The sequence below is a fragment of the Enterobacter sp. BIGb0383 genome (assembly GCF_003751845.1).
Classification (GTDB): Bacteria; Pseudomonadota; Gammaproteobacteria; order Enterobacterales; family Enterobacteriaceae; genus BIGb0383.
Genome location: NZ_RJKQ01000001.1, coordinates 843,847 through 867,915, shown reverse-complemented (window position 1 = coordinate 867,915; position 24,069 = coordinate 843,847). Strand labels below are relative to the sequence as shown.

At 57.2% G+C, this 24,069-nt stretch carries 26 protein-coding genes and 1 other annotated feature; of the genes, 7 read left to right on the top strand and 19 right to left on the bottom strand.

Features of this window, described 5'->3' with window-relative positions:
- Positions 1–72: 72 nt before the first annotated feature.
- The 5 genes from treA to hxpB form a co-directional block, all read right to left on the bottom strand.
- On the bottom strand, positions 73–1,794 hold the full coding sequence (gene treA / locus EDF81_RS04200; protein ID WP_123346538.1) for an alpha,alpha-trehalase TreA: 1,722 nt from the start codon (positions 1,792–1,794) through the stop codon (positions 73–75).
- A 150-nt stretch (positions 1,795–1,944) separates the two neighbouring features.
- A complete protein-coding gene (locus tag EDF81_RS04195) occupies positions 1,945–3,336 on the bottom strand; it encodes an L-cystine transporter (RefSeq protein ID WP_123346537.1) in 1,392 nt (463 codons plus the stop codon).
- A gap of 134 nt (positions 3,337–3,470) precedes the next feature.
- A complete protein-coding gene (locus EDF81_RS04190) occupies positions 3,471–4,061 on the bottom strand; it encodes a metal-dependent hydrolase (RefSeq protein ID WP_123346535.1) in 591 nt (196 codons plus the stop codon).
- A gap of 97 nt (positions 4,062–4,158) precedes the next feature.
- The gene (kduD, locus tag EDF81_RS04185; protein WP_123346533.1) at positions 4,159–4,920 is read right to left on the bottom strand and encodes a 2-dehydro-3-deoxy-D-gluconate 5-dehydrogenase KduD; all 762 of its coding nucleotides are present in this window, start codon (positions 4,918–4,920) and stop codon (positions 4,159–4,161) included.
- Between the two features lie 155 nt (positions 4,921–5,075).
- Positions 5,076–5,744 carry a hexitol phosphatase HxpB gene (gene hxpB, locus EDF81_RS04180; RefSeq protein ID WP_123346531.1) on the bottom strand — a complete coding sequence of 223 codons (669 nt, stop codon included), beginning with the start codon at positions 5,742–5,744 and terminating at the stop codon, positions 5,076–5,078.
- Positions 5,745–5,882: 138 nt separating this feature from the next.
- Here hxpB and EDF81_RS04175 point away from each other — a divergent pair, with 138 nt between their 5' ends.
- Positions 5,883–6,419: a YniB family protein gene (locus EDF81_RS04175; RefSeq protein ID WP_123346529.1), complete on the top strand. Its 537-nt coding sequence runs from the start codon at positions 5,883–5,885 to the stop codon at positions 6,417–6,419.
- A 41-nt stretch (positions 6,420–6,460) separates the two neighbouring features.
- Here EDF81_RS04175 and yciA read toward each other — a convergent pair whose 3' ends face one another.
- The 3 genes from yciA to EDF81_RS04160 form a co-directional block, all read right to left on the bottom strand.
- Positions 6,461–6,865 carry an acyl-CoA thioester hydrolase YciA gene (yciA, locus tag EDF81_RS04170; RefSeq protein ID WP_123346527.1) on the bottom strand — a complete coding sequence of 135 codons (405 nt, stop codon included), beginning with the start codon at positions 6,863–6,865 and terminating at the stop codon, positions 6,461–6,463.
- Between the two features lie 144 nt (positions 6,866–7,009).
- A complete protein-coding gene (locus EDF81_RS04165; protein ID WP_123346526.1) occupies positions 7,010–7,549 on the bottom strand; it encodes a septation protein A in 540 nt (179 codons plus the stop codon).
- 54 nt (positions 7,550–7,603) lie between these two features.
- Positions 7,604–8,347: a YciC family protein gene (locus EDF81_RS04160; RefSeq protein ID WP_123346524.1), complete on the bottom strand. Its 744-nt coding sequence runs from the start codon at positions 8,345–8,347 to the stop codon at positions 7,604–7,606.
- Positions 8,348–8,653: 306 nt separating this feature from the next.
- Here EDF81_RS04160 and ompW point away from each other — a divergent pair, with 306 nt between their 5' ends.
- Complete coding sequence (ompW, locus tag EDF81_RS04155; protein ID WP_123346523.1) at positions 8,654–9,289, top strand: outer membrane protein OmpW; 636 nt, start codon at positions 8,654–8,656, stop codon at positions 9,287–9,289.
- Between the two features lie 47 nt (positions 9,290–9,336).
- Here the strand turns inward: ompW and EDF81_RS04150 are convergent, their stop codons facing one another.
- Both EDF81_RS04150 and EDF81_RS04145 read right to left on the bottom strand, forming a co-directional pair.
- Positions 9,337–9,783, bottom strand: coding sequence for a hypothetical protein (locus EDF81_RS04150; protein ID WP_123346521.1), 447 nt, complete (start codon positions 9,781–9,783; stop codon positions 9,337–9,339).
- A complete protein-coding gene (locus tag EDF81_RS04145; RefSeq protein ID WP_260232649.1) occupies positions 9,783–10,691 on the bottom strand; it encodes a LysR family transcriptional regulator in 909 nt (302 codons plus the stop codon). Before EDF81_RS04145 ends, EDF81_RS04150 begins: the two co-directional genes overlap by 1 nt.
- Before the next feature lie 187 nt (positions 10,692–10,878).
- Here EDF81_RS04145 and EDF81_RS04140 point away from each other — a divergent pair, with 187 nt between their 5' ends.
- On the top strand, positions 10,879–11,766 hold the full coding sequence (locus tag EDF81_RS04140; protein ID WP_123346519.1) for a DMT family transporter: 888 nt from the start codon (positions 10,879–10,881) through the stop codon (positions 11,764–11,766).
- Here EDF81_RS04140 and EDF81_RS04135 read toward each other — a convergent pair.
- Positions 11,752–12,111 carry a cupin domain-containing protein gene (locus EDF81_RS04135; RefSeq protein WP_123347670.1) on the bottom strand — a complete coding sequence of 120 codons (360 nt, stop codon included), beginning with the start codon at positions 12,109–12,111 and terminating at the stop codon, positions 11,752–11,754. The genes EDF81_RS04140 and EDF81_RS04135 overlap by 15 nt on opposite strands.
- A gap of 176 nt (positions 12,112–12,287) precedes the next feature.
- On the opposite strand from EDF81_RS04135, the gene EDF81_RS04130 reads away from it, so the two are divergent.
- Entirely contained in the window at positions 12,288–12,512 is a 225-nt protein-coding gene (locus tag EDF81_RS04130) for a hypothetical protein (RefSeq protein ID WP_123346517.1), read from the top strand.
- Between the two features lie 54 nt (positions 12,513–12,566).
- On the opposite strand, the gene EDF81_RS04125 is transcribed toward EDF81_RS04130, so the two are convergent.
- The 6 genes from EDF81_RS04125 to EDF81_RS04100 form a co-directional block, all read right to left on the bottom strand.
- On the bottom strand, positions 12,567–12,806 hold the full coding sequence (locus tag EDF81_RS04125; RefSeq protein WP_123346515.1) for a DinI family protein: 240 nt from the start codon (positions 12,804–12,806) through the stop codon (positions 12,567–12,569).
- A 344-nt stretch (positions 12,807–13,150) separates the two neighbouring features.
- Positions 13,151–13,960, bottom strand: coding sequence for a tryptophan synthase subunit alpha (gene trpA / locus EDF81_RS04120; protein WP_123346513.1), 810 nt, complete (start codon positions 13,958–13,960; stop codon positions 13,151–13,153).
- On the bottom strand, positions 13,960–15,153 hold the full coding sequence (gene trpB, locus EDF81_RS04115) for a tryptophan synthase subunit beta (protein WP_123346511.1): 1,194 nt from the start codon (positions 15,151–15,153) through the stop codon (positions 13,960–13,962). Before trpB ends, trpA begins: the two co-directional genes overlap by 1 nt.
- 10 nt (positions 15,154–15,163) lie before the next feature.
- The gene (gene trpCF, locus EDF81_RS04110) at positions 15,164–16,522 is read right to left on the bottom strand and encodes a bifunctional indole-3-glycerol-phosphate synthase TrpC/phosphoribosylanthranilate isomerase TrpF (protein WP_123346509.1); all 1,359 of its coding nucleotides are present in this window, start codon (positions 16,520–16,522) and stop codon (positions 15,164–15,166) included.
- Between the two features lie 3 nt (positions 16,523–16,525).
- Entirely contained in the window at positions 16,526–18,121 is a 1,596-nt protein-coding gene (gene trpD, locus EDF81_RS04105; RefSeq protein ID WP_123346507.1) for a bifunctional anthranilate synthase glutamate amidotransferase component TrpG/anthranilate phosphoribosyltransferase TrpD, read from the bottom strand.
- Positions 18,121–19,683 carry an anthranilate synthase component 1 gene (locus tag EDF81_RS04100; protein WP_123346505.1) on the bottom strand — a complete coding sequence of 521 codons (1,563 nt, stop codon included), beginning with the start codon at positions 19,681–19,683 and terminating at the stop codon, positions 18,121–18,123. Before EDF81_RS04100 ends, trpD begins: the two co-directional genes overlap by 1 nt.
- A 23-nt stretch (positions 19,684–19,706) precedes the next feature.
- Positions 19,707–19,800: a sequence feature (Trp leader region), on the bottom strand.
- A gap of 161 nt (positions 19,801–19,961) precedes the next feature.
- Here EDF81_RS04100 and EDF81_RS04095 point away from each other — a divergent pair.
- The 3 genes from EDF81_RS04095 to rluB all read left to right on the top strand — a co-directional run bounded on the left by EDF81_RS04095 (position 19,962) and on the right by rluB (position 22,600).
- Positions 19,962–20,843 (top strand): RNase RNM, encoded by an 882-nt coding sequence (locus tag EDF81_RS04095; RefSeq protein ID WP_123346504.1) that lies wholly within the window; start codon positions 19,962–19,964, stop codon positions 20,841–20,843.
- Positions 20,840–21,460 carry an L-threonylcarbamoyladenylate synthase gene (locus tag EDF81_RS04090; RefSeq protein ID WP_123346502.1) on the top strand — a complete coding sequence of 207 codons (621 nt, stop codon included), beginning with the start codon at positions 20,840–20,842 and terminating at the stop codon, positions 21,458–21,460. Before EDF81_RS04095 ends, EDF81_RS04090 begins: the two co-directional genes overlap by 4 nt.
- Before the next feature lie 231 nt (positions 21,461–21,691).
- Entirely contained in the window at positions 21,692–22,600 is a 909-nt protein-coding gene (gene rluB / locus EDF81_RS04085; RefSeq protein ID WP_123346500.1) for a 23S rRNA pseudouridine(2605) synthase RluB, read from the top strand.
- A 44-nt stretch (positions 22,601–22,644) separates the two neighbouring features.
- Here the strand turns inward: rluB and cobO are convergent, their stop codons facing one another.
- On the bottom strand, positions 22,645–23,235 hold the full coding sequence (gene cobO, locus EDF81_RS04080) for a cob(I)yrinic acid a,c-diamide adenosyltransferase (protein ID WP_123346499.1): 591 nt from the start codon (positions 23,233–23,235) through the stop codon (positions 22,645–22,647).
- Positions 23,232–23,993, bottom strand: coding sequence for a YciK family oxidoreductase (locus EDF81_RS04075; protein ID WP_123346497.1), 762 nt, complete (start codon positions 23,991–23,993; stop codon positions 23,232–23,234). Before EDF81_RS04075 ends, cobO begins: the two co-directional genes overlap by 4 nt.
- Positions 23,994–24,069 lie beyond the last annotated feature (76 nt).

Below are 24,069 nucleotides of genomic sequence, written 5' to 3'. Positions count from 1 at the left end.
TTTACGGGAAGGATATCTGACGTGGCTGAGCCCGTCAGCGCAGGGCTGACGGGCGTTTTTGCTGTGTCGCGGCTAGGGTGCCGCCGTCACCGGGGCGGATTTCGCCGGGGCCGATGACGACACGCTGCTGGTTTCAGGACGCGTGTGCGGAACATCATCGCAGGGTTTATCCTGCGGGCAGATCAAATCCAGCATCTTGAGGGTGACGCCGTTGGTCCAGCCGAAGCCGTCCTGCAGCGGATATTCCCCGCCGCCACCGCCGGTTCCGGTGGAATTAACGTCATATTTCTCCACCAGTTTTTTCTCCTTTTCCCAGGTATGCTGGACGTTGGTCAGGAACCGCCAGCTGACCTCCATGGCGATCTGCTGATGGCCGTAGTTTTGCAGACCTTCAGTGGCCACCCACTGCAGCGGGGCCCAGCCGTTAGGCGCATCCCACTGCTGGCCGCTATTCACGGTGGTGGTGGCCAGGCCGCCAGGTTTCAGCAGCCGGGCTTCGGCGGCGGCAGCGACTTTATCGGCGCGATCCTGGGCGGCAGCGTTGACATAGAGCGGAAAGAGGGCGGCCGCGGTCAGCTGATTGCGGATCTGCTTGCTGCGCAGATCGTAGTCGGCGTACCAGCCCTGCTTATCATTCCAGAGCCACTGCTCCATCGCTTTCTGGCGGGCACTGGCTGCGGCGTCATACCGGGCCGCCTTGTCATTATCCCCTGAGGCTTTACTGGCGCGGGCCAGCACTTTCTCCATTTTGAACATCAGGGCGTTAAGGTCGACCGGCACAATGCGGGTGGTATGAATCGAGCCAAGCTGATTCGGGTCATCCATCCAGCGTGAGCTGAAATCCCAGCCGGAGGCCGCGCCCGCGCGCAGATCCCGATAGACCTCGGTGGCCGGTCTGTTTGGCGTATTTTTGGCGGTAGTGACGTCATCAAGCCAGGATTCGGGTCGCGGCGCATCACGGTCGTCCCAGTAGCGGTTAAGTACGGCACCGTCATCAAGTTTTACTACCCGTTTGTGTGTCTGACCCGCGGCCAGATCCGTCGCGCCTTCCATCCAGTACGCGTGCTCTTTTTCCAGCTGGGGCAGGTACTGCTTCAGCACCTCGTCACCCTGCTTGTCGGCCAGCAATTCCAGCATAAAGGCAAAGAAGGGCGGCTGGGAGCGGCTCAGGTAGTAGCTGCGGTTGCCGTTAGGGATATGGCCCCAGCTGTCAATTTCGTGGGCGAAGTTAGCCACCATATCGCTGATTTTATCCCAGTGCCCGCTCTCGGCCAGCCCCAGCATCGTGAAGTAGCTGTCCCAGTAATAAACCTCACGGAAACGGCCGCCGGGCACGACGTAAGGCTTCGGCAGCGGCAGCAGGGAATCCCATTTCCCCGCGCTGTCGGTGGTGCGGGTCAGCACGGGCCACAGGCCGTCGATATGTTCCCGTAAGCTCTGGCCGTCGGGCGGAACATAGGCTTCACCCTCTTCAGGAAGAGTAAAGTTGAGCTCGACAAAATGGCGCAGGTCAAAGCCGGACTGGCGGCGCTGCATACGGTAGTCCGCGAGGATCATCAGCGGGTCGTTTTTCGGTACCGCATCGGCGAAGGTTTTCTGATCGGGAAACAGTTTGGCGTTCTGCACATCGGAAAATAGCGGGCCGAGCAGGACGTCGGGCGGCTGAGGCAGATGTTGTACGGCATTCTGTTCTGCGGCAAAGGCCAGAGGGGAAAGGCTAACAAAAGCGCCGCCAAGTGCCAGCCGGGCTGCCAGAAGCAGTGCGCCGGATCGGGGCGAAACAGGTGTTATCATCAGTTGTTCTCCACGGTTAAACCCTGTGAAAAACCTTAGACGAATATCGAAGCCTGCGCGGGAGGAATCGGAAATTTTGCGTATCGGGGCGGCAAAAAACGGGGGTATTTGGGAAAACTGCACCCGGGCGGGTGCAGTTTTTAGTTGCGATTAACGATGGGCCAGTTCGGCGTCGTCTTCGCTGTCGAGAATGGCTTTATCGGTCTGGCGCATCCACTGGCTGGTCAGGGTACCGGCAGTCATGGAGCCGCTGACGTTCAGTGCGGTACGGCCCATATCGATCAGCGGTTCAACGGAGATCAGCAGCGCAACCAGGGTCACCGGCAGGCCCATCGCCGGCAGCACGATCAGCGCGGCAAAGGTGGCACCGCCGCCCACGCCTGCCACACCGGCAGAGCTGATGGTCACCAGACCCACCAGGGTCGCGATCCACACCGGATCCAGCGGGTTAATACCCACGGTCGGCGCAACCATGACCGCCAGCATAGCCGGGTAGAGGCCTGCACAGCCGTTCTGGCCAATGGTGGCACCAAAAGAGGCGGAGAAGCTGGCGATAGATTCCGGCACGCCCAGACGACGGGTCTGCGCTTCCACGTTCAGCGGAATACTGGCGGCGCTGGAGCGGCTGGTAAAGGCGAAGGTCAGCACCGGCCAGACTTTGCGGAAGTATTTGAATGGGCCAACGCCGTTAACGGCCAGCAGGATGCCGTGCACCACGAACATAATGCCGAGGCCAAGGTAAGAGGCAACCACAAAGCTGCCCAGCTTAAGGATATCCTGCAGGTTGGAACCGGCGACGACTTTGGTCATCAGCGCCAGAACGCCGTAAGGGGTCAGCTGCATCACCAGACGCACCAGCTTCATGACCCAGCTCTGCAGGGTATCGATGGCGGTCAGAACGCGCTGGCCTTTCGGCTCGTCGTCTTTCAGCAGCTTCAGGGCGGCCACGCCGAGGAAGGTCGCGAAGATCACCACGCTAATAATCGAGGTCGGGTTGGCACCGGTCAGCTCGGCAAACGGGTTTTTCGGGATAAACGACAGCACCAGCTGCGGTACGCTCAGGTCGGCTACTTTCCCGGCGTAGTTGGTTTCAATCGCGGTCAGACGCGCGGTTTCCGCGGTGCCCTGGACCAGACCTTCGGCGGTCAGGCCAAACAGATTGGTCACCAGCACGCCAACCAGCGCAGAGATCAGGGTGGTAAACAGCAGCACGCCGATGGTCAGGAAGCTGATTTTACCCAGCTGTGCCGCATTGTGCAGACGCGCAACGGCGCTGAGGATAGAGGCGAAGACCAGCGGCATCACGATCATCTGCAGCAGCTGTACATAGCCGTTGCCGACGATATTGAACCACTGGATGGAGCTTTTCAGTACCGGGCTATCCGCGCCGTAGATAAACTGCAGCACCAGGCCGAAGACCACACCAATGGCCAGACCGACTAAAACTTTTTTCGCCAGGCTCCACTGTTTGTGGCGGGTTTGCGCCAGCAGAAACAGCAATGCGACGAACACGATAATGTTCGCGATTAAAGGAAAGTTCATCCCCGTTCTCCAGAGTTATTATACGAATGGCGCCCGATGAGATAAGGCGCTGTTGGCGCAAGGTTAGCAGAACGCACGCGGCGCGCTTATATCCAAATGGAATTGATTATGCCAAAACGAATTATTTTGCTGCATTAATGCACAGACTGCGGATTGATTAGCCGCTGGAAGTGAACCTGCAGAGAATCAATCATCGTCGACGACCAGCGCAGAGCGCTATTTTCCGGCACGCTGGAGGGCATCCACACGGCCCAGGCGAACAGCGCCATGCAGAGGACGCGTTCCAGCTGATTGCCCTTGCGCGGTGAGAGCAGCGGCAGGCGAAACCGCCAGCGGCAGGGCCACAGCAGCGGGACTCCGGCGGGGGTAATCATATCGGCGAGGATATGGCTCAGATAGCCGAGCACCATGCCCTGGAGCGCATCGGGTGGGATCATCGCATTCTGCGGCACCTGCAGATAAAACAGGGCCAGCGCGCCGAAAACGGCCAGCAGGCTATGGGTAAACCCGCGATGACCAAAAGCCCGCGCCACCGGCACGGCGATCCACTTTAGCCGCTGACCGAGCACGGACTTTGGGTGATCGATATCCGGCAGCAGGCAGGTGAGCACCGCAGCCGGGATCACGTGCCACCAGTCGCCCTGTGCCAGCACGGGGGTCAATTCCGCATTTTTTGCGAATACTGCGCAGGCAATAGAAAATAGGACGTGGCCTTCCGCCGTCATGATAAAACCCGGTAAACTGTCAATTTATCCAGTATAGGGTTTTTATACAGTGGACGGAAGGTGTGACGGTGTAACTATTTTTAACAGAAACTGACGCTTAGCGCGCCAGCCAGCCGCCGTCCACTGCCAGCGTGAAGCCGTTAATATAGTCCGAGGCGGATGACGCGAGGAAAACGGCCGGGCCCTGCAGGTCGTCCGGCGTGCCCCAGCGTCCCGCTGGAATACGGTCGAGGATCTCCTGGCTACGTTCAGGGTCATCGCGCAGCTGCTGGGTGTTGTTGGTGGCCATATAGCCGGGCGCGATGGCATTAACGTTAATGCCGTGCTTCGACCACTCGTTAGCCAGCAGGCGGGTGATCCCCAGCACGCCGCTTTTCGAGGCGGTATAAGAGGGGACGCGGATCCCGCCCTGGAATGACAGCATCGAGGCGATATTAATAATCTTGCCGCCGCTGCCCTGGGCAATAAACTGCCGCGCCGCCGCCTGAGAGAGGAAAAAGACCGATTTCAGGTTGAGATTCATGACCTGATCCCAGTCTTTCTCCGTAAAGCTGAGGGCATCTTCGCGGCGGATGGTGCCGGCGTTATTGACCAGAATATCGAGACGGCCCATCGCTGCAACCGCCTTCGGAATAATATCCGCGATGGCGTCGTGCGTGCTCAGATCGGCCTGAATAGCGGTAAAACGGCGGCCCAGGGCCTGCACTTTACGCGCCGTTTCCTCCGGCACGCGTCGGTTGACGCTGACAATATCGCAGCCCGCTTCGGCCAGCCCCAGCGCCATACCCTGCCCAAGTCCGGTATCGCACCCGGTAACCATTGCCACTTTGCCGCTCAAATCGAAGGCGTTAAGCATCATATGCACCTCAGTTATGCTGTTTTTGTTGTGATTGCTGACCTGACTGCAAGCATAGAAGCGGGGAAGGAAAAAAGACAAATAAAAATGAAACGTCGTTTCAATAATTTGACGGGCGACACAATAAACGGGTAACCGGGCGGTTACCCGCAGGGGATTTAGCCGCGCAGATGGGCGACGGTCAGCTCCTCAAGAGAACGGAGTTTGACGTTGGCCAGGGCGAAGCGCGGATCCTGCTGGCCTTCCTCGGCCGGGATGACGATAGAACGCATGCGCGCCGCTTTGCTGGCAATCATTCCGTTAACGGAGTCTTCCAGCGCCACGCAGGTCAGCGGATCGACGCCGAGGCGAGCGGCGCAGTCGAGATAAACCTGCGGATGCGGTTTACTTAGGGGCAGCGTCTCGGCCGAGACCAGGGCGTCGAAACTGTCGCGCAGGTCGAACATCGCCAGTACTTTTTCCAGCATATGCAGCGGAGAAGCCGACGCCAGGCCGACCTTCAGACCCTGGGCTTTGCACAGGGCCACCGCTTCGCGCACGCCGGGCAGCAGCGGGCGCTCTTCCTCAACAAGCGACAGTGAGCGGCTGATAATGCGGTCGGTCACTTCGCGGCGGTCCGGGCCATTCCACGGCTGCTGGGCAAACCACAGCTCCACCACCATATCGATGCGCAGGCCGAGCGTATCCGGCAGTTCATCACGGCGGCTGATATCGACCCCAAGACCGGCGATGACCTCAAGCTCCGCACGGTCCCACAAGGGTTCAGAATCGATCAGCAATCCATCCATATCAAAAATTGCCGCAAGAATTTGACGCTGGGCCGACATACCACTTCTCCTTACTCTCTTATCAAAACGCAGGTTAACCTGAAGTATAACGAGTATATCGGGTTTAAAGATCGGGCGATAATTGTAATCAGCAGGTAGACTTAGGCCGATGAGAAAGCGTCTAAACAAGGGGAATCCATGACGTATCAACAAGCGGGACGCATTGCAGTGCTAAAACGCCTCGCAGGGTGGGTGATTTTTATCCCGGCGGTTATTTCGACTCTGATTTCAGTGTTTAAGTTTATGGCGGCCCGCAGCGAACAGCAGGCGGGGATTAACGCCGTTATGCTCGATTTTGCCCACGTAATGATTGAGATGATGCGTTTTAATACGCCATTCCTGAATCTCTTCTGGTACAACTCGCCGCAGCCAAACTTTTCCCAGCAGCTGAATATCGTCTTCTGGATTATCTTTGCTCTGGTCTTTATTGGCCTGGCCCTACAGGCATCCGGCGCGAGAATGAGCCGTCAGGCGCGTTTTCTGCGTGAAGGGGTAGAAGATCAGATGATCCTCGAGAAGGCGAAGGGTAGCGAAGGCCTGACCCGGGAGCAGATTGAATCCCGCATTGTGGTTCCGCACCACACCATTTTCCTGCAGTTCTTTCCGCTCTATATTCTGCCGGTGGTGACGATTGTCGTCGGCTATCTCTTCTTTTCGCTGCTCGGTTTTCTGTAAGCCATAAAAAAAGCGAACCGCTCAGGGTTCGCTTTTTGCCATCAGGCCTGGGTCGGAAGCGGGCGAGGTTTACCTTCGCTGTCCACCGCCACGTAGATAAACAGAGCTTCGGTGGCCTTATAGCGCTGGCCGATAGGCTCGGAAGAGACTTTTTTAACCCACACTTCAACGTTGATATTAATAGACGTATTGCCGCGCTTCACGCAGCGGGCATAGCAGCAGACCACATCGCCCACCGCGACAGGGCGCAGAAACGACATGCCGTCCACGCGGACGGTAACTACGCGGCCATGGGCAATTTCCTTCGCCTGGATCGCGCCGCCCATATCCATCTGCGCCATCAGCCAGCCACCAAAAATATCGCCATTCGCATTGGTATCTGCGGGCATGGCAAGGGTGCGTAAAACCAGTTCACCGTGCGGTGCATCTTGCGTTGTTGTTGTCATTGCATTCTCAGTACGGGAGTGAGTTCAGCGGGATGCTACTATGAAACGCCAGGTATAAGAATAGTCTGACCCTCTGACGGCGGGGAACAAATAAAAAACCCGGCAGGTGTGAGCCGTGCCGGGTTTGTTTGAGCGGTCAGTCCGTCAGGATTTATCGCCCTGCGGCATATGGCGGTAGATATAGACTCCGCTCAGCAGCGTAAAGAGAAGCGTCAGGGCGGTAAGGCCGAAGACCTTAAAGTTGACCCAGATATCCTGCGGTAGCCAGAAGGCGATATAGATATTGGCCAGGCCGCAGAGAATAAAGAACACCGCCCAGGCCAGGTTCAGCTTCGACCATACCGCCTGCGGCAGCGTTAACTCTTTCCCCAGCATCCGCTGGATCAGCGGCTTTTTCATCACCCACTGGCTGAACAGCAGGGCCGCGGCGAAGAGGCCGTAAATCACCGTCACCTTCCACTTAATAAACTCATCATTATGGAAGAACAGGGTCAGGCCGCCAAAGACGGCCACCAGGATAAAGGTGAACAGGGCCATCTTCTCAACCTTGCGATAGCGCACCCAGCTGTAGATCAGCACGACGGCGGTGGCAACGATCAGCGCCTGGGTGCCGGCGTAGATGTCATACAGCTTGTAGAAGGCGAAGAAGACAACGAGCGGTAGAAAATCAAGAAACTGCTTCATACTTCGGTTCCGTTATTCAGTACCCGCCCGGGGCTGTCCGGGCGGGCAATAAGGTTAGGGGCGAATCTGCGTATAGAGGCGGAAAAGATAGATCAGCAGCAGGGCAGAGATCAGGTTGCTCAGGGTGGTCAGCACCACCGCGGCGACGTTGACCGTCAGCATGGACAGCCCCGGCGCTAACAGCAGCAGCAGGGTTTTCGCCAGCATCCAGCCCATAATGGCCGGGGCCACCAGGCGCATGTTAGCCCATGCCAGACGCATACTGCCGCGCAGAGAGCGTACCAGACCCGTTTTCTCCTGCACCATCATTATCGGCGCGAAGGAGAGCACGATGGCCAGCAGAAGCCCTGGCACCACAAACAGCGTCAGACCCAGCTGCACAATAATGGTGGTGCTGAACAGGAGCAGCAGCAGCTTCGGTAAAATCGGCGCGCTGGCACCCATCGCGCGAAGGGCGCTCACCCGGTGTCCGGCGGAGACAAGCTGAATCATCACCAGCACGCTGCCCACCAGCATAACGTTAGCAACCAGCGTGGAGACTGACGAGGCGGCAGAGGCGTGCAGCAGCACCTGCTTTTGCTCTTCGGTCAGGCTCTGCACCATCTCAAACAGTCCGGCACCCGCGCGCAGGGGTTCACCTTCGCTGAGGATAGCAAGCTGTTCTTCGGTCGGCGAGAGAACATGGCCCAGTACTACCGTGATCAATGCACACACTAAAGCAATCAGCAGGATGGTAATGAACTGATTGCGAAAAAAATTCCCCGTGTCACGGTAAACGGACTTCGCCGTGATAGACATGCACTCTCCTTGCGTTCTGCAGGTATTAATTAGCCGGTGATTGTAACCTGAATCCCCCACGACTGGCATCATCAAGACGAGTATGGAAAAGCATATCTTTGTAAAGACCCGGTAAGCCACCGGGTCTGAATGGGGGATCGTGAATAATTGATATGAAAACGAAGTTGATTCATTGGGTAAATGTTTAAAATTAATCTGGATCAAGAAATGTGAAGTTATCTAATTGAATGTGATCCAAAGTGGATCACTTTTACCTCAATGTGAGTATATTGGCCCGCGCAAAATAACCACATCGAGGGAATGGGAATGAAAAAATTAGCAGTGGCCGCGCTGGTTCTTGGGTCGTTATCCGGTGGCGCATACGCGCATGATGCAGGTGAGTTCTTTATCCGCGCCGGGACCGCAACCGTGCGTCCGTCGGCAGGCTCTGACAACGTATTAGGCAGCCTGGGCGGCTTTAAGGTCGATAACAACACCCAGCTGGGGCTGAACTTCACCTATATGGCCACCGAGAATATCGGTATTGAGCTGCTGGCAGCGACGCCGTTCCGCCATAAAGTGGGAACCGGACCAACGGGGGATCTGGCGACCGTACACCACCTGCCGCCAGCGCTGATGGCGCAGTGGTACTTCGGCGATGCCAGCAGCAAAGTGCGTCCCTATATTGGGGCCGGTATCAACTACACCACTTTCTTTGATAATAGCTTTAACGATACCGGCAAGGCTGCCGGACTGACGGATCTCAAGCTCGATGACTCCTGGGGCGCGGTAGGCCAGGTGGGGCTGGATTACCTGATTGACCGCAACTGGCTGATCAATATGTCGGTTTGGTATATGGATATCGACACCAACGTGAAGTTTAAAGCGAACGGTGTCCAGCAAAACGTCAGCACCCGTCTGGATCCGTGGGCGTTTATGTTCGCGGTGGGCTATCGGTTCTGATGAGGTGTGCAAGGCTGGGCGTCAATGGCCAGCCTTGCACTGACGCTCTAGTCGTACAGGCTGAAGTGAAAGAGAAAAATGCCATATTTTGAATAAAAGACGAATTCATCCCAGAGTGCGGCATACCATACAGGAGGCGTGGTGCTCAGCTCATAGACCTGATATTCCCCCAGCATTTCATTGATAATGTCTTGAAACACCGCTAACAGGTTTTTCTTCATCTCCTCAGGGAGATTCTCCATCACCTTATGTTCGAAGAACCACTTAGCCGCAACGGTTTCAAACCTGGCCCAGTGGGTCTCGATGAGCGTCGGATGCCAGTATTCGGGCGGATGCTTATCTGACAGCGAAGCGTGGTAAACCGCCAGCGATGGCAGGATCCTGTCGCCATCCTGCAGCTTAACGACGATATACTCAGATCCCCGATTAGTATCCTTATTCATGGTGCCTAACGCTTCCATAAAGCCGTTTAATTTTTCGACATACTTGTCCATTAATGATTCTCCGTAGACTGCGTGATTTCCGAAGGAAACCCCTCACAGCTTAACCTCACCGCGTTACGCAGCCACTGGTGCGCGGGATCGGCGTTTTTACGACTGTGCCAGGCCTGCTCATAATCAAACTCCGGCAAAGGCAAGGGCGGTTCGAACTGGCAGAGGGCGTCATCATAGCGTTCCGGCGTGAGCGAACGGCTGGCAACCGTCAGTACCAGGTCGGTTCCTGGCAGCAGGGTGACCGCAGCGCTCCAGTGTGGCAGCGCGACGCATATGCGCCGCCTGAGTCCCTGGGCGATCAGAGCTTTCTCTATTTCATCGACGGCGTCCGGCTGCATGCCCAGCATAACATGAGGTTTATCAAGCCATTCATTCAAGGTGAGACTGCCGCTTGCAGGCAGATAGCGTCTGTCGGCGAGACAAATAAACCGCTCCGCAAAAAGTGATTCTTTCTGAATCGCTCCTGCCGCATCCGGAAAAACACCCAGCGCCAGATCCACTTCACCTTCGTCCAGTTGGGCAAGCATTAACTCTCTGCTGGCCTGACTTATCGCCAGGTCAAATCCCGGGGCGTTGTGGCGAAGATAGACAAGCAGCGGCGGCAGCACGATACGGGCAGCATAGTCCGACATGGCAACGCGAAAGCGTCGGTGTGCTGTCGTGGGATCAAATACCGGCGAGCCGACAAGATTATTTAACCCGTGGAGTGAGGCTTCCAGAGGAGGCAATAGCGACTGCGCCCTGGCTGAGAGCGTCATTTTGCCTTTTTTGCGTATCAGCAAGGGATCGTTAAAGTGCACTCGCAGCTGCGCCAGCGTATGGCTGACGGCGGGCTGGCTACGGTGCAGCCTGAGCGCCGCCCGCGTCACGTGCTTTTCAGTCAGAAGCGCATACAGCGTCAGAAGCACATTGAGGTCTATCTTCCTGAGTTCATCCATTTCATGCATGGTCTGTATGAGTATTATCGATTTCCATAAATATAACGGATGATAAAAAATGACGCTACCGCATCTCCTGCGACATGGAGGGGCGCAGATTCTGTAAGGTATCGGCAGGATATTCACCCGGTAAATGTATTGAACGGTCGAGGGTTGTGTGGCGCAAATTAAATATCATCTGTTATTGGTTATCAGTACGCTGCTTATTGCAGGCTCATTTATCTCTTCCCAGGTTCTGGCCGCTGACGTTGATCCGGTTGCGCTGACGCTATTACGGTTTGTACTTGCCGCGCTGATACTGGCTCCCTTCGTTGTTTTCAACGGGGAGAGACGACGCACCTTTATCAGGATCCTGCCGAAGGGGTTAACGATCAGTTTCTTCTACGCGGCCTTTTTCCTGATTATGTTTAAGGCACTCAAAACCACCACGACGCTGAATACCGCCACGCTTTACACGCTGGTGCCGTTTCTCACGGCGCTGCTGAGCGTTGTTCTGTTTCGGGATAAAATGCGTATCGCGACGCTGCTGGTCTATCTGATGAGCACCGTCGGCACGCTCTGGGTGATTAGCCGGGGTGATATTGCGGTGTTGCTTAATCTGGATCTTAACCACGGAGATGCGCTGTTCCTGGTGGGATGCCTCTCGATGGTTTGCTTCTCTGTTGCCATGAAATTGCTCTACAAAGGAGAAGAGATGCGGGTATTTGTTTTTACTACGCTGGTATCAGGCGCGCTCTGGATGGGCCTGGCGGCGTTAATTTCCGGTGAGATACCCGATTATTCCGCAATGGATCCGGGTAAATTCCTGCATATGCTGTATCTGGTGGTCGGCGCGACGCTGCTCACGTCGTGGATTATACAGCTGGCGACGGTGAAGCTTGGGCCGCGCAGGGTATCCGCGTATATCTACCTGAATCCGGCCTGTGTAGCGTTGATCGTGATGGTAACAACCGGGCAGGTGCTGCCAGCAAGCGTATGGCCTGGAATTGCACTGTCGGTGCTGGCAACCCTACTTTTGCAAGTTCAGGCATCACGGGAGACGTGAAGACGGCTCTTCGCAGTCCATCCGATCGCCGCGGGTGGTCGGATGCGAGATAACCATAAACTCGACGTCACTTGCTGAACGATTCTGCGCCTGGTGCTTCTCTCCGGGCGGGATCTCAAGACCGTGGTGTGCCGGGAGCGAATGGATTTTTCCCTCCAGCTCCATCGTCAGCACACCTGACAGCACAAAGAAAAACTGACGCGAAGTGGTGTGATAATGACGCACTTCCTTGCTGTCGGCGGGCATTCTTTCGTGAATAATGCTCATATCCTGACGCTTCAGCAGGTGCCAGCCGTCGCAAACGTCGCCCCATGTGTAGTGTTCCGCCGTCTCTCTGGAAATCACCGTCATCTTCTCACTCCGTTTATGGGTTATTTTCGCGTTTACTCTATCGCACTGTTAATTAATTGTTAATCTGGGATGGCATTCCTTAAATATTTTGATTAAATCTTGAGATCTTATCGGCGATGCCTAATGCTAGTCATTTCCGCACAGACGCTGCGGTGTGATAAGGAGAGAGTATGTTAGAAGGCTATTTCGATCTTGATGGTGCGACGGGAAAAGATGCGGCAGAAAACCGCAAGCGTCTGCTGGCCGTGCAGGCTGCGTTAGAGATATCAAAAGCGTCGGTAGCTGCATCCACGGCAAATTCGGGTATTCGTTCTCAGATGGATTTGCGCAACGTGGCACAGGAAGTGGCAACCCTTGCCGATGCTATTCAGGATGCGCTGGAAGGCGAAGCCTGAGTCTACTGCAAAGGAGCGCATTCCGGCGCTCTTTTACTTCCTTGAATCCGCGCGTTACTCGTTCACCATCCACATATCCGCTTCTTCAAACATCTCTTCCAGCATGCGGTTTAAGCGCTCTTTTTCATGTTTGCTGACGTCAGAGTTCAGGGCGTTGGCCTGCATGGGTTTTACTCGCACCTCGGCATCGGGAAAAAGACGATGCACGCGGCGGGTGAGTTCATTCAGGATAATATTTTCCGCGTCAGGTAATCCCTGCACATTGCGTTTGTCATAGACAAGTTCGACGAACATAACAGCCTCTCTTTAACTGGTTGCATGTACAGTATTTATTATCTGTCGTACAGTCAATATAAATGAGGCAAAAAAAAAAGCCCGCACTCAGAAGAGGCGGGCAAAAATACTGGAAGCAATGTGAGCAATGTCGTACCGAATACCTGAGTGTTTGACTCAACTATTCGGTGTTGAGAAAGATAATCTTTATCATTTGTTTTATCAACCCCACATTTAGTGCGACAGTGCAAAAAAATCATTGTAACGGCGAACTCAGGCTAAAAAATAAAGAAAATCAATGCGAAAGGATTTGGCTGCGGGAGTGAAAAAAAGGTCGTCCGACGTTAACGCGGACGACCATTTTATTAGCTGCGGCGGGTTGCGGCCTTCATGGCGCGAACAAACGCGCCCAGCTCTGCCAGCATTGTGTCAGGCTTATCGAGGTTGTTCTCGATAATTTTGACGATGGCCGAGCCGGAAATCGCGCCCGCCGCACCGGCTTCCAGGGCTGCACTGACCTGATCCGGGGCGGAGATACCAAAGCCCTGCAGCGGCGGGGCCGCGTTGTATTCGGTCAGCTTCTCAATCAGATGATGCAGCGGCAGGGCGGCGCGGTTCTCTGCACCGGTCACGCCCGCACGGGACAGCAGATAGGTGTAGCCGCGGCCGTGGGAGGCCAGCTGGCGCAGCAGGTCGTCATCGGCGTTCGGCGGGCAGATAAAGATCGGCGCAACGTTATGGCGCATTGCCGCCTGACGGAACGGCGCGGACTCTTCAATCGGCACATCCGCGACCAGCACGGAATCGACGCCCGCTTTTGCGCACTGGGCGTAGAACTCATCGATCCCACGGCTGAAGACCAGGTTGGCGTACATCAGCAGGCCAATTGGGGTCTGCGGATATTTCTGGCGAATGGTCGCCAGCAGCTCGAAGCACTGCGTCGGCGTCACGCCGGAAGCAAAGGCGCGCAGGGTCGCGTTCTGGATGGTCGGGCCGTCCGCCAGCGGATCGGAGAAGGGAATACCCAGCTCCAGCGCATCGGCACCGGCTTCCACCAGCGTATCAACGATCTTCAGCGACAGTTCCGGGTTAGGGTCGCCGAGGGTCACGAAGGGCACAAACGCGCCTTCCTTGCGGGATTTGAGCTGTGCAAACAGGTTATCGTAGCGTTCCATCAGATTTCCCCTCGTGCTTTCAGAATATCGTGAACCGTAAAGATGTCTTTATCGCCGCGACCGGAGAGGTTAACCACCAGCAGCTGCTCTTTTTCGGGGTTTTCTTTCATCATTTTCAGGGCATGGGCCAGGGCATGGGAAGATTCCAGGGCCGGGATAATGCCTTCGTGCAGACAGAGCGTTTTAAAGGCTTCCAGGGCTTCGTCATCGGTAATCGAGACGTAGTCTGCCCGGCCAATGCTGTTCAGATGCGCGTGCTGCGGTCCGACGGACGGGAAGTCGAGACCGGCAGAGATTGAGTAGGACTCCTCAATCTGTCCCTCGTCGGTTTGCATCATCGGGGATTTCATGCCGAAGTAGATGCCGACGCGACCGTGCTTAAGCGGCGCCCCGTGCTCGCCGGTTTCAATGCCGTGACCCGCCGGCTCAACGCCAATCAGTCCTACGCTGGTTTCATCAATAAAGTCGGCAAACATACCGATGGCGTTGGAGCCGCCGCCGACGCAGGCGATCACCGCATCCGGCAGGCGACCCTCTTTTTCGAGGATCTGCACCTTGGTCTCTTCGCCAATCATGCGCTGGAATTCACGCACGATGGTCGGGAACGGGTGCGGACCCGCCGCGGTGCCGAGCATATAGTGGGCGGTATCGTAGCTGCCGGACCAGTCGCGCAGGGCCTCGTTACAGGCATCTTTCAGCGTCGCGGAGCCGCTGTGCACCGGGATCACTTCTGCACCCATCAGGCGCATACGGAAGACGTTCGGCGACTGGCGCTCAACGTCCTTTGCGCCCATATAGATACGGCACTTCAGGCCCAGCAGGGCGCTGGCCAGCGCCGAAGCCACGCCGTGCTGGCCGGCACCGGTCTCGGCGATAATTTCTGTTTTGCCCATGCGCTTAGCCAGCAGCGCCTGACCGAGCACCTGGTTGGTTTTATGCGCGCCGCCGTGGAGCAGGTCTTCACGCTTCAGGTACAGGGTGGTGCGGGTACCGGCGGTGATATTCTGACATTTCGTCAGGGCCGTCGGGCGTCCGGCGTAGTTTTTCAGCAGGTCGGTAAACTGGGCCTGAAACTCAGGATCTTTCTGCGCGCTGACAAAAGCTTCTTCCAGCTGGCGCAGGGCGGGCATCAGGATTTGCGGCACGTACATGCCGCCAAATTCACCAAAGTAGGGATTAAGTAGTGTTGTCATGCTGTCTTCCTTAATAAGCGCGTAAAGTGCGGAATACCGAGGCCAGTTTACCGGCGTCTTTAATGCCCGGTTCCTGTTCTACGCCTGAATTAAAATCGAGTCCGGCACAGCCGGTTTTGGCCGCTTCAACGCAGTTATCCGCGCTGAGCCCGCCTGCAAGAATCACATTGTCGAGGTTCTGACCGCCCAGCAGGGACCAGTCAAAACGCTGGCCGCTGCCGCCCTGGCCGTTATCAAACACATATTTATCCACGTGGAGCAGATCGCGGGCAGGCAGTTCACTGGCAACGCTAAGCGCTTTCCAGATCTGCACATCCGCCGGAAGCGCATCACGCAGGCTCGCAATCCAGCTCTGGCTCTCATTTCCGTGCAGCTGCACGGCAGCAAGGGAGAGGCGACTCACCTTTGCCACCACCTCGTCGATAGCAGCATCGCGGAAGACGCCGACATAGCGCAGCGGCGCGGCGGCGATAACCTCTGCGGCCTGAGCGTCATCCACTACGCGTGGCGAGGTGGGAACAAAAATCAGCCCGCCGTAAATCGCCCCGGCTTCGAAAGCGGCCTGCGCGTCCTGGGGACGGGTTAAGCCGCAGACTTTGTTCTCCCCCAGCAGCACCCGGCGCACCGCGCTTTGCAGATCGCCGTGGGACATCATCGCCGAGCCAATCAGGAACCCGTTGCAGTAGTGGCTGAGTTCGCGCACCTGAGCATAGGTATTAATGCCGGATTCGCTGATCACCGTCACGCCAGCGCCGAGACGCGGTGCAAGCTGGCGGGTACGGTTAAGGTCGATGGAGAGGTCACGGAGGTCGCGGTTATTAATGCCGACCACTTTGGCTTCCAGCGCGATAGCGCGCTCCAGCTCCTCTTCGTTACTGACTTCGGTCAGCACGCCCATATTCAGACTGTGCGCCACGGCGGCCAACTGGCGATACTGTTCATCGTCCAGAACGGAGAGCATCAGCAGGCAGGCGTCGGCCTGATAGTGACGCGCCAGATAGATCTGATAAGGGTCGATAATAAAGTCCTTACACAGGATCGGCTGCGGCGCGATGGCGCTGACGGTGGTCAGAAACTCAAAATTACCCTGGAAATACTTCTCGTCGGTCAGGACTGAAATCGCCGACGCGTAATCTTTGTAGATACCGGCAATCACCGCCGGATCGAAATCTTCGCGAATCACGCCTTTGGATGGTGATGCCTTTTTACACTCCAGGATAAAGGCCGTCCGGGTGCCCGCGAGGGCATCGTAAAAGCGGCGCTGGCTTGGCTGGACATCATTCTGAAAGCTGGCCAGCGGCTGCTGCTGTTTACGGGCTTCGACCCAGATGGCTTTATCGGCGACGATTTTCGCTAGTACGGTCTGCATTATTTATCCTCTTGCCGCCAGGGCGGTTACGCAGTCATAGGCGGTGCCGCTGTGCAGCACGTCGAGTACCTTCTGCACGTTGGTCCGCAGGTCCTCAAAGCCATGCAGTCGCATCAGCATGGCCACGTTGGCGGCCACGGCGGCCTCGTGGGCGGTCTCACCTTTACCTTGTAGCAGGCGGGTTAAAATGTCACGGTTTTCTTCCGGCGTGCCGCCCGCCAGCGCCTGCTGGTGGTAAGGCTGCAGGCCGAAGTCATCGGCGGTCAGCTGATAGCTTTTTATCTCGCCGTTATGCAATTCAGCTACCACGGTTGGTGCATGGAGGGACACTTCGTCCATCCCGCCGCTGTGAACCACCGCCGCACGCTGGTAGCCCAGCACCTTCAGGGTTTCAGCGATAGGCAGCACCAGTTCCGGGCTATACACGCCAATCAGCGCCAGCGGCGGATGGGCAGGGTTAATCAGCGGCCCCAGCACGTTAAACAGGGTCCGGGTCTTTAGCTGCTGGCGTACCGGCATGGCGTGACGGAAACCGGTGTGGTATTTCGGTGCGAACAGGAAACAGACGCCCAGTTCATCCAGAGCCTGACGGGATTTATCGGCATTCATATCGAGATTGATCCCGAATGCGGCCAGTAAATCCGAGGAGCCGGAACGGCTGGAGACGCTGCGGTTACCGTGTTTCGCGACTTTCAGCCCGCAGGCTGCCGCCACAAAGGCGCTGGCGGTGGAGATATTAATACTGTTGCTGCCGTCGCCGCCGGTACCGACGATATCGGCAAAGAGGTAATCCGGGCGCGGGAAGGGCGCGGCATTTTCCAGCAGGGCGGTTGCCGCACCGGCAATCTCCTGCGGATGCTCACCGCGCACTTTCATACTGACCAGCGCGGCGGCCAGCTGCTCGGGCTTCAGCTCGCCGCGTACCACGGCGGAGAAGAGCTGGTGGCTCTCCTGCTGGCTCAGGGTTTCCGCCTGGTAGAGTTTTTCCAGAATAGGCTGGATCGTGTTGGTCTGCTCCAGCTTCTGCAGCGCCCAGTTCAGGGTCTGTTCCAGCAGGCGTGCGCCCTGAGTGGTCAGAATCGATTCCGGGTGGAACTGGAAACCGCAAACCCTGTCCGCATCGTGACGAACCGCCATCACCATGCCGTTAAAGTTGGCGTTAATGGTCAGTCCCGCCGGGATATTGCTGCCCACCAGCGAGTGGTAGCGGGCAACCGGGAGCGGATTGCTCAGACCGGCAAACATGGCCTGGCCATCGTGCTCAATGCTGGAGGCTTTCCCGTGCAGGATCTCGCCCGCCTGGCCGACGTAGCCGCCGTAGGCTTCAACAATTGCCTGATGTCCAAGGCAGATACCGATAATCGGCAGCTTACCGCGCATACGGGTTAACAGCTCCGGCATACAGCCCGCTTCGCTCGGTACGCCGGGACCCGGTGAGAGCATCAGCACCGGATTTTTCATGGTGCCCAGGCGCTCAATCAGCGTCTGCGCCGGGACCTGGTTGCGGTAAATGACCACATTGTGGCCGCTGGCACGCAGCTGATCTGCAAGGTTATAGGTAAAGGAGTCGATATTATCGAGCAGCAGAATATCAGCCATCAGAAAATCTCCTGTGCGTGGTGTGCGGTGGCGATAGCGCGCAGTACCGCGCGGGCTTTATTTCGGGTTTCGTCGGCTTCGGACTGCGGCACGGAGTCGAGGACGACACCGGCACCGGCCTGAACGGTGGCCACGCCGTTTTCCACAAAGGCGGAGCGGATAACGATGCAGGTATCGAGATCGCCGTGGGCGGTAAAGTAGCCCACCGCGCCGCCGTAGCTGCCGCGGCGGCGGCCTTCGGCTTCGGCAATCAGCTGCATCGCACGCACTTTCGGCGCGCCGCTCAGGGTGCCCATATTCATACAGGCGCGGTACGCGTGCAGGGCATCAAGATCCCGACGCAGCTCGCCGACCACGCGGGAAACCAGATGCATCACGAAGGAGTAGCGGTCCACTTTGGTCAGGTCGGCCACATAGCGGGTGCCCGGGGTGCAGATACGGGCCAGGTCGTTACGGGCCAGGTCGACCAGCATCAGATGTTCGGAGAGCTCTTTATGATCGGTACGCATCTCCAGCTCAATGCGGCTGTCGAGATCCCGGTCGAGGGAGCCATCGGCGCGGCGACCGCGTGGGCGGGTACCGGCAATCGGGTAGATCTCAATCTGACGTGAAGTGGCGTCATACTTCAGGGAGCTTTCCGGCGAGGCGCCGAACAGGGTGAAGTCGTTATCCTGCATAAAGAACATATAGGGGCTGGGATTGCTCTTTTTCAGCACGTCGTAAGCGGCCAGCGGCGACGGGCAGGGCAGTGAGAATCGGCGTGACGGCACGACCTGGAAAATCTCCCCGGCGCGGATCGCTTTCTGCATATCGCGGACAACGGCACCAAACTCTTCATCACTCTGGCTGCAGTCGCAGCGCATATCCGCTACTTTCTGCACCGGCAGTTCAGCGGGCGGCAGCGCCAGCTGTTCACGTAGTTCGGCCACGCGGGCATTGAGGCGGGCTTCTTCGCCGTCATCGGCGGTAAAGAGGCTGGCCTGAATGCGGGTGTTTTTGGTCTGATGGTCAATCACCAGCAGGGTTTCTGCCAGGTAGAAGCAGTAATCCGGGCAGCCGGTGTTGTTATCCAGCGGCGGCAGATCTTCGAACCCGGCCACCAGGTCATAGGCGAACAGGCCGCCGAAGAACATGGCTTCGCGCTCGTCGGCGGGAACGGTCACCAGCTCCTGCAGCAGGCGGAAGGCGTCAAATACGGACAGAGAGCAGAGACGGGCATCTTCATCCAGCAGGGCGCTGACCGGCGGGAAGCGCAGCACCCGGCTGTCCGCCTGACGCTGGTTCTCGACGCCGGAGGGCAGCGCCGCATCCAGCAGGTTCAGCAGCGCTGCGCCGTTGGCGGTTAATGCCTGCAGCGTGACGGTATCATTCATGGCGGTAATGCGCAGGGCGCTGTCCACCAGCAGCAGGCTTTTGAGATCGTCCTTGCTGTCGATATCGGCGGACTCCAGCAGCAGCGTCGCCGGGCGATTGCCGCAGAGCTGATGGAACAGGGCGGTAGGGTTCTCGCGATAGACCGCATCACCGCTGAGTATTTTGAGTGCTGGTTTTTGCGTTTGCATAGGAGTTCTCATTTATTTTGTTCAAAAAAAAGCCCGCTGTCTGTGCGGGCCGGGTATCTGAATGCAAATTGCAGACGTCGCTCACTGCCCTGAGTCAGGAGTACGCCACCAGCGAAGAACGGTCAATAAAGATGCTTTCATTTTCAGATACCTTGTGCGTGAACTTGCGTACTAGTTAACTAGTTCGATAAGGCAAAGTCAACCCCTGATTTTAGATATTGCACACAACCCGGTATGATGGCGCCTGCATTTTTCCTTTTTTCCTCGCGGGAGCCGCTTTGAGCGACACGAATTTCGCAGTGATTTACGATCTGCACAGCCACACCACCGCCTCCGATGGCCTGCTTTCTCCTGAAGAACTGGTCCATCGCGCCCATGAGATGCGCGTGGGGACGCTGGCGATCACCGACCATGACACGACGGAGGCGATCCCGGCCGCGCAGGCCGAAATTGCCCGTGCGGGCCTGCCGCTCACGCTGATTACCGGCGTGGAGATCTCCACTCTCTGGGAAAATCACGAAATTCATATCGTCGGCCTGAATGTGGATATTCAGCATCCGGCGCTGTGCCAGTTTCTCGATGAACAGAAACAGCGCCGTCAGCTGCGGGCGCAGATGATTGCCGAGCGTCTGGATAAGGCGCAGATCCCCGGCGCGTGGGAAGGCGCACTGGCGCTGGCGGAAGGTGGGGCGGTGACGCGTGCCCACTTTGCCCGCTTTTTGATTGCCCAGGGTAAAGCCGACACCATCGGCGGCGTATTTAAAAAGTATCTGGCGCGCGGGAAAACCGGCTATGTTCCGCCCCAGTGGTGTACAATAGATCAAGCTATTGATGTCATTCATCATTCTGGCGGCAAGGCGGTTGTGGCCCATCCCGGCCGCTATAACCTGTCCGCCAAATGGCTGAAGCGACTGCTGGCATACTTCGCACAATGCGGAGGCGACGCGATGGAAGTGGCGCAGTGTCAGCAGGCTCCCGATGAGCGAACCCAGCTCGCGGCTTACGCGCAGCAGTATGGTTTGCTGGCCTCACAGGGTTCGGATTTTCATGGCCCCTGCCCGTGGATTGAACTGGGCCGCAAACTGTGGCTGCCGGCGGGCGTTGAGGGTGTCTGGAAGGCCTGGGAGCCGTCACCGAACAGTAAAGAGAGGGCAGTATGAGTCAGTTTTTCTATATTCATCCGGACAACCCGCAGGCGCGGTTAATCAACCAGGCCGTGGAGATCGTGCGTAAAGGTGGGGTAATCGTCTATCCGACCGACTCCGGCTACGCGCTGGGCTGTAAAATCGAAGACAAAGGCGCGATGGAGCGTATCTGCCGTATTCGCCAGCTGCCGGACGGGCACAACTTTACCCTGATGTGCCGCGACCTGTCGGAGCTGTCGACCTACTCCTTCGTCGATAACGTCGCCTTCCGCCTGATTAAAAACAACACCCCGGGCAACTACACCTTTATCCTGAAAGGGACTAAAGAGGTGCCGCGCCGTCTGCTGCAGGAGAAGCGTAAAACCATCGGGATGCGCGTGCCATCGAACCCGATTGCCCAGGCCCTGCTTGAGGTACTGGGTGAGCCGATGCTCTCGACTTCTCTGATGCTGCCGGGCAGTGAATTCACCGAATCCGACCCGGAAGAGATCAAAGATCGCCTGGAAAAACAGGTCGAGCTGGTGATCCACGGCGGCTATCTGGGCCAGCAGCCCACCACGGTTATCGACTTAACCGACGATGCGCCGGTCGTCGTGCGTGAAGGTGTCGGCGACGTTAAACCATTCCTGTAAACCCGCCTTATTAGCCCCTGACAAGTGCAGGGGCTGCCTCTTAAACAACATCATGAATCATTTAAGCTAAAATTCGTGTAATATGTGCGGCCACGAATCAGTCTGCGTGATGATTTTCAACCAGACTGGGTGCACAGATTAAAACTATGTCGTTGAGTTACGATGATTTTCCGGACTCAGCGATCCATAAGCCTGTCAGACGCCTGTGAAGGCGACACCTAAGGAAGCTCTATGAGCGAGAAACTACAGAAAGTGCTGGCGCGTGCCGGCCACGGCTCCCGCCGTGAAATCGAGACCATTATTGAAGCCGGTCGCGTCAGCGTTGATGGCAAAATTGCCAAGCTGGGCGACCGCGTTGAAGTCGTTCAGGGTCTGAAAATTCGTATTGATGGTCATCTGATCTCCGTGAAAGAGTCGGTTGAGCAGGTTTGCCGCGTGCTGGCGTACTACAAGCCGGAAGGCGAGCTCTGCACCCGTAACGATCCGGAAGGTCGTCCGACCGTGTTTGACCGTCTGCCGAAACTGCGCGGTGCGCGCTGGATCGCGGTAGGGCGTCTTGACGTTAACACCTGCGGTCTGCTGCTGTTTACCACCGACGGTGAACTGGCTAACCGCCTGATGCACCCGAGCCAGGAAGTCGAGCGCGAATACGCGGTTCGCGTCTTTGGCGAAGTGGACGATACCAAAGTCCGTCAGCTGGCACGCGGTGTGCAGCTGGAAGACGGCCCGGCGGCGTTTAAAACCATCAAGTTCAGCGGTGGGGAAGGGATCAACCAGTGGTATAACGTCACCCTGACCGAAGGCCGTAACCGCGAAGTGCGTCGTCTGTGGGAAGCGGTGAGCGTACAGGTTAGCCGCCTGATCCGCGTTCGCTACGGCGATATTCTGCTGCCGAAAGGCCTGCCGCGCGGCGGCTATACGGAGCTGGATCTGGCCCAGACCAACTATCTGCGTGAGCTGGTCGGTCTGCCGGCGGAAACCACCTCTAAAGTCGCGGTGGAAAAAGATCGCCGCCGCATGAAGGCGAACCAGATCCGCCGTGCGGTGAAGCGTCATACCCAGGTCAGCGGCAACAGCCGTCGTCCGGGCGGTGGGCGCAGCAACAATCCCGGCGGTGGACGTGGTAACAATAACGGTTAATCACATCGTTAATAGAAAAAGGGGCGAAAGCCCCTTTTTTCATATCAGTAGTCGATACCGATTTGCGCTTTAATTCCTGCCTCGAAGGCATGCTTCACCGGCCGCAGTTCGCTCACCGTATCCGCAAATTCCAGGATATCGCGGTGGCAGCCGCGGCCGGTGATAATCACCGTCTGGTGCGCGGGACGCTGTTCCAGGGCGCTGAGCACCTCTTCCAGCGGCAAATAATCATAGGCCACCATATAGGTCAGCTCATCGAGCAGCACCATATCCAGCGTCTCGTCGGCCAGCATTCTTTTCGCGTGCTGCCACACCTGCAGGCAGGCATCGGTATCGCTCTCCCGGTTCTGCGTCTCCCAGGTAAAACCGGTCGCCATCACCTGAAACTCGACCCCGTGTGGCTCAAGCAAATTGCGCTCGCCGTTCGGCCAGGTACCTTTAATAAACTGTACCGCCGCGACTTTTTTACCGTGACCCACGGCGCGGGTGGCGGTACCAAAGGCGGCGGTGGTTTTGCCTTTGCCATTGCCGGTAAAGACGATAACAATGCCGCGTTCTTCCTGTGCCGCGGCGACGCGGGCGTCAACCCGATCTTTTACGCGCTGCTGGCGCTGCTGATAACGATCGTCGCTCATTGCGCAATCCCCGGTTTACGTCCCGGCTGAGCATCGAAACTCAGCCCGGTTTTACGGCGGCTGTCGTCGCCCATCAGCCACAGGTAAAGCGGCATAATATCTTCCGGTGTCTTTAACTTCTGCGGATCTTCCGTCGGAAACGCGCTGGCGCGCATTTTGGTCCGGGTGCCGCCCGGATTGATGCAGTTTACCCGCAGCTGGCGGCTCTGATACTCCTCCGCCAGCACCTGCATCATCCCTTCGGTGGCAAACTTCGACACCGCGTAGGCACCCCAGTTAGCGCGACCCTGGCGGCCGACGCTGGATGAGGTAAAGACCAGCGAGCCGGAGTCTGATTTCAACAGCAGCGGTAACAGCGCCTGGGTCAGTATAAAGGTGGCGTTAACGTTAACCTGCATGACCTGCTGCCAGACGACGGGATCCTGCTCATCCATAGGGACGATATCCCCCAGCAAACCGGCATTATGCAAAACTCCGTCAAGGATCGGCGTATGGCTGGCAACATCGGCGGCAAGCCGCTGGCAGTCGTCCGGCGTGCAGGTGAGTAAGTCGAGCGTATGCCAGCGCGTCGGATGGCCGGTCTCCTGCTGAATTTCATCGGCGACGGCCTGCAACTTCTCTGCATTGCGGCCCAGCAGCACCACGTGAGCGCCATAGCGGGCGTAGGTCAGGGCCGCTTCACGGCCAATACCGTCGCTGGCGCCGGTGACAAGAATGCGTCGATTTTGCAGTAAATCCTGTTGCGGTTGATAGTGCACGGTAGCTCCTTCGGTGGTCAGCCCCGGACCACGCGCTGATGTGTCTGCGATATGACTTTCCGGCTTTATGCCCTAA

Coding starts and splice junctions, on each gene's coding strand:
- treA (WP_123346538.1), bottom strand. CDS start 1,794: ATGATAACACCTGTTTCGCCCCGATCCGGCGCACTGCTTCTGGCAGCC.
- EDF81_RS04195 (WP_123346537.1), bottom strand. CDS start 3,336: ATGAACTTTCCTTTAATCGCGAACATTATCGTGTTCGTCGCATTGCTG.
- EDF81_RS04190 (WP_123346535.1), bottom strand. CDS start 4,061: ATGACGGCGGAAGGCCACGTCCTATTTTCTATTGCCTGCGCAGTATTC.
- kduD (WP_123346533.1), bottom strand. CDS start 4,920: ATGATGCTTAACGCCTTCGATTTGAGCGGCAAAGTGGCAATGGTTACC.
- hxpB (WP_123346531.1), bottom strand. CDS start 5,744: ATGTCGGCCCAGCGTCAAATTCTTGCGGCAATTTTTGATATGGATGGA.
- EDF81_RS04175 (WP_123346529.1), top strand. CDS start 5,883: ATGACGTATCAACAAGCGGGACGCATTGCAGTGCTAAAACGCCTCGCA.
- yciA (WP_123346527.1), bottom strand. CDS start 6,865: ATGACAACAACAACGCAAGATGCACCGCACGGTGAACTGGTTTTACGC.
- EDF81_RS04165 (WP_123346526.1), bottom strand. CDS start 7,549: ATGAAGCAGTTTCTTGATTTTCTACCGCTCGTTGTCTTCTTCGCCTTC.
- EDF81_RS04160 (WP_123346524.1), bottom strand. CDS start 8,347: ATGTCTATCACGGCGAAGTCCGTTTACCGTGACACGGGGAATTTTTTT.
- ompW (WP_123346523.1), top strand. CDS start 8,654: ATGAAAAAATTAGCAGTGGCCGCGCTGGTTCTTGGGTCGTTATCCGGT.
- EDF81_RS04150 (WP_123346521.1), bottom strand. CDS start 9,783: ATGGACAAGTATGTCGAAAAATTAAACGGCTTTATGGAAGCGTTAGGC.
- EDF81_RS04130 (WP_123346517.1), top strand. CDS start 12,288: ATGTTAGAAGGCTATTTCGATCTTGATGGTGCGACGGGAAAAGATGCG.
- EDF81_RS04125 (WP_123346515.1), bottom strand. CDS start 12,806: ATGTTCGTCGAACTTGTCTATGACAAACGCAATGTGCAGGGATTACCT.
- trpA (WP_123346513.1), bottom strand. CDS start 13,960: ATGGAACGCTACGATAACCTGTTTGCACAGCTCAAATCCCGCAAGGAA.
- trpB (WP_123346511.1), bottom strand. CDS start 15,153: ATGACAACACTACTTAATCCCTACTTTGGTGAATTTGGCGGCATGTAC.
- trpCF (WP_123346509.1), bottom strand. CDS start 16,522: ATGCAGACCGTACTAGCGAAAATCGTCGCCGATAAAGCCATCTGGGTC.
- trpD (WP_123346507.1), bottom strand. CDS start 18,121: ATGGCTGATATTCTGCTGCTCGATAATATCGACTCCTTTACCTATAAC.
- EDF81_RS04100 (WP_123346505.1), bottom strand. CDS start 19,683: ATGCAAACGCAAAAACCAGCACTCAAAATACTCAGCGGTGATGCGGTC.
- EDF81_RS04090 (WP_123346502.1), top strand. CDS start 20,840: ATGAGTCAGTTTTTCTATATTCATCCGGACAACCCGCAGGCGCGGTTA.
- rluB (WP_123346500.1), top strand. CDS start 21,692: ATGAGCGAGAAACTACAGAAAGTGCTGGCGCGTGCCGGCCACGGCTCC.
- cobO (WP_123346499.1), bottom strand. CDS start 23,235: ATGAGCGACGATCGTTATCAGCAGCGCCAGCAGCGCGTAAAAGATCGG.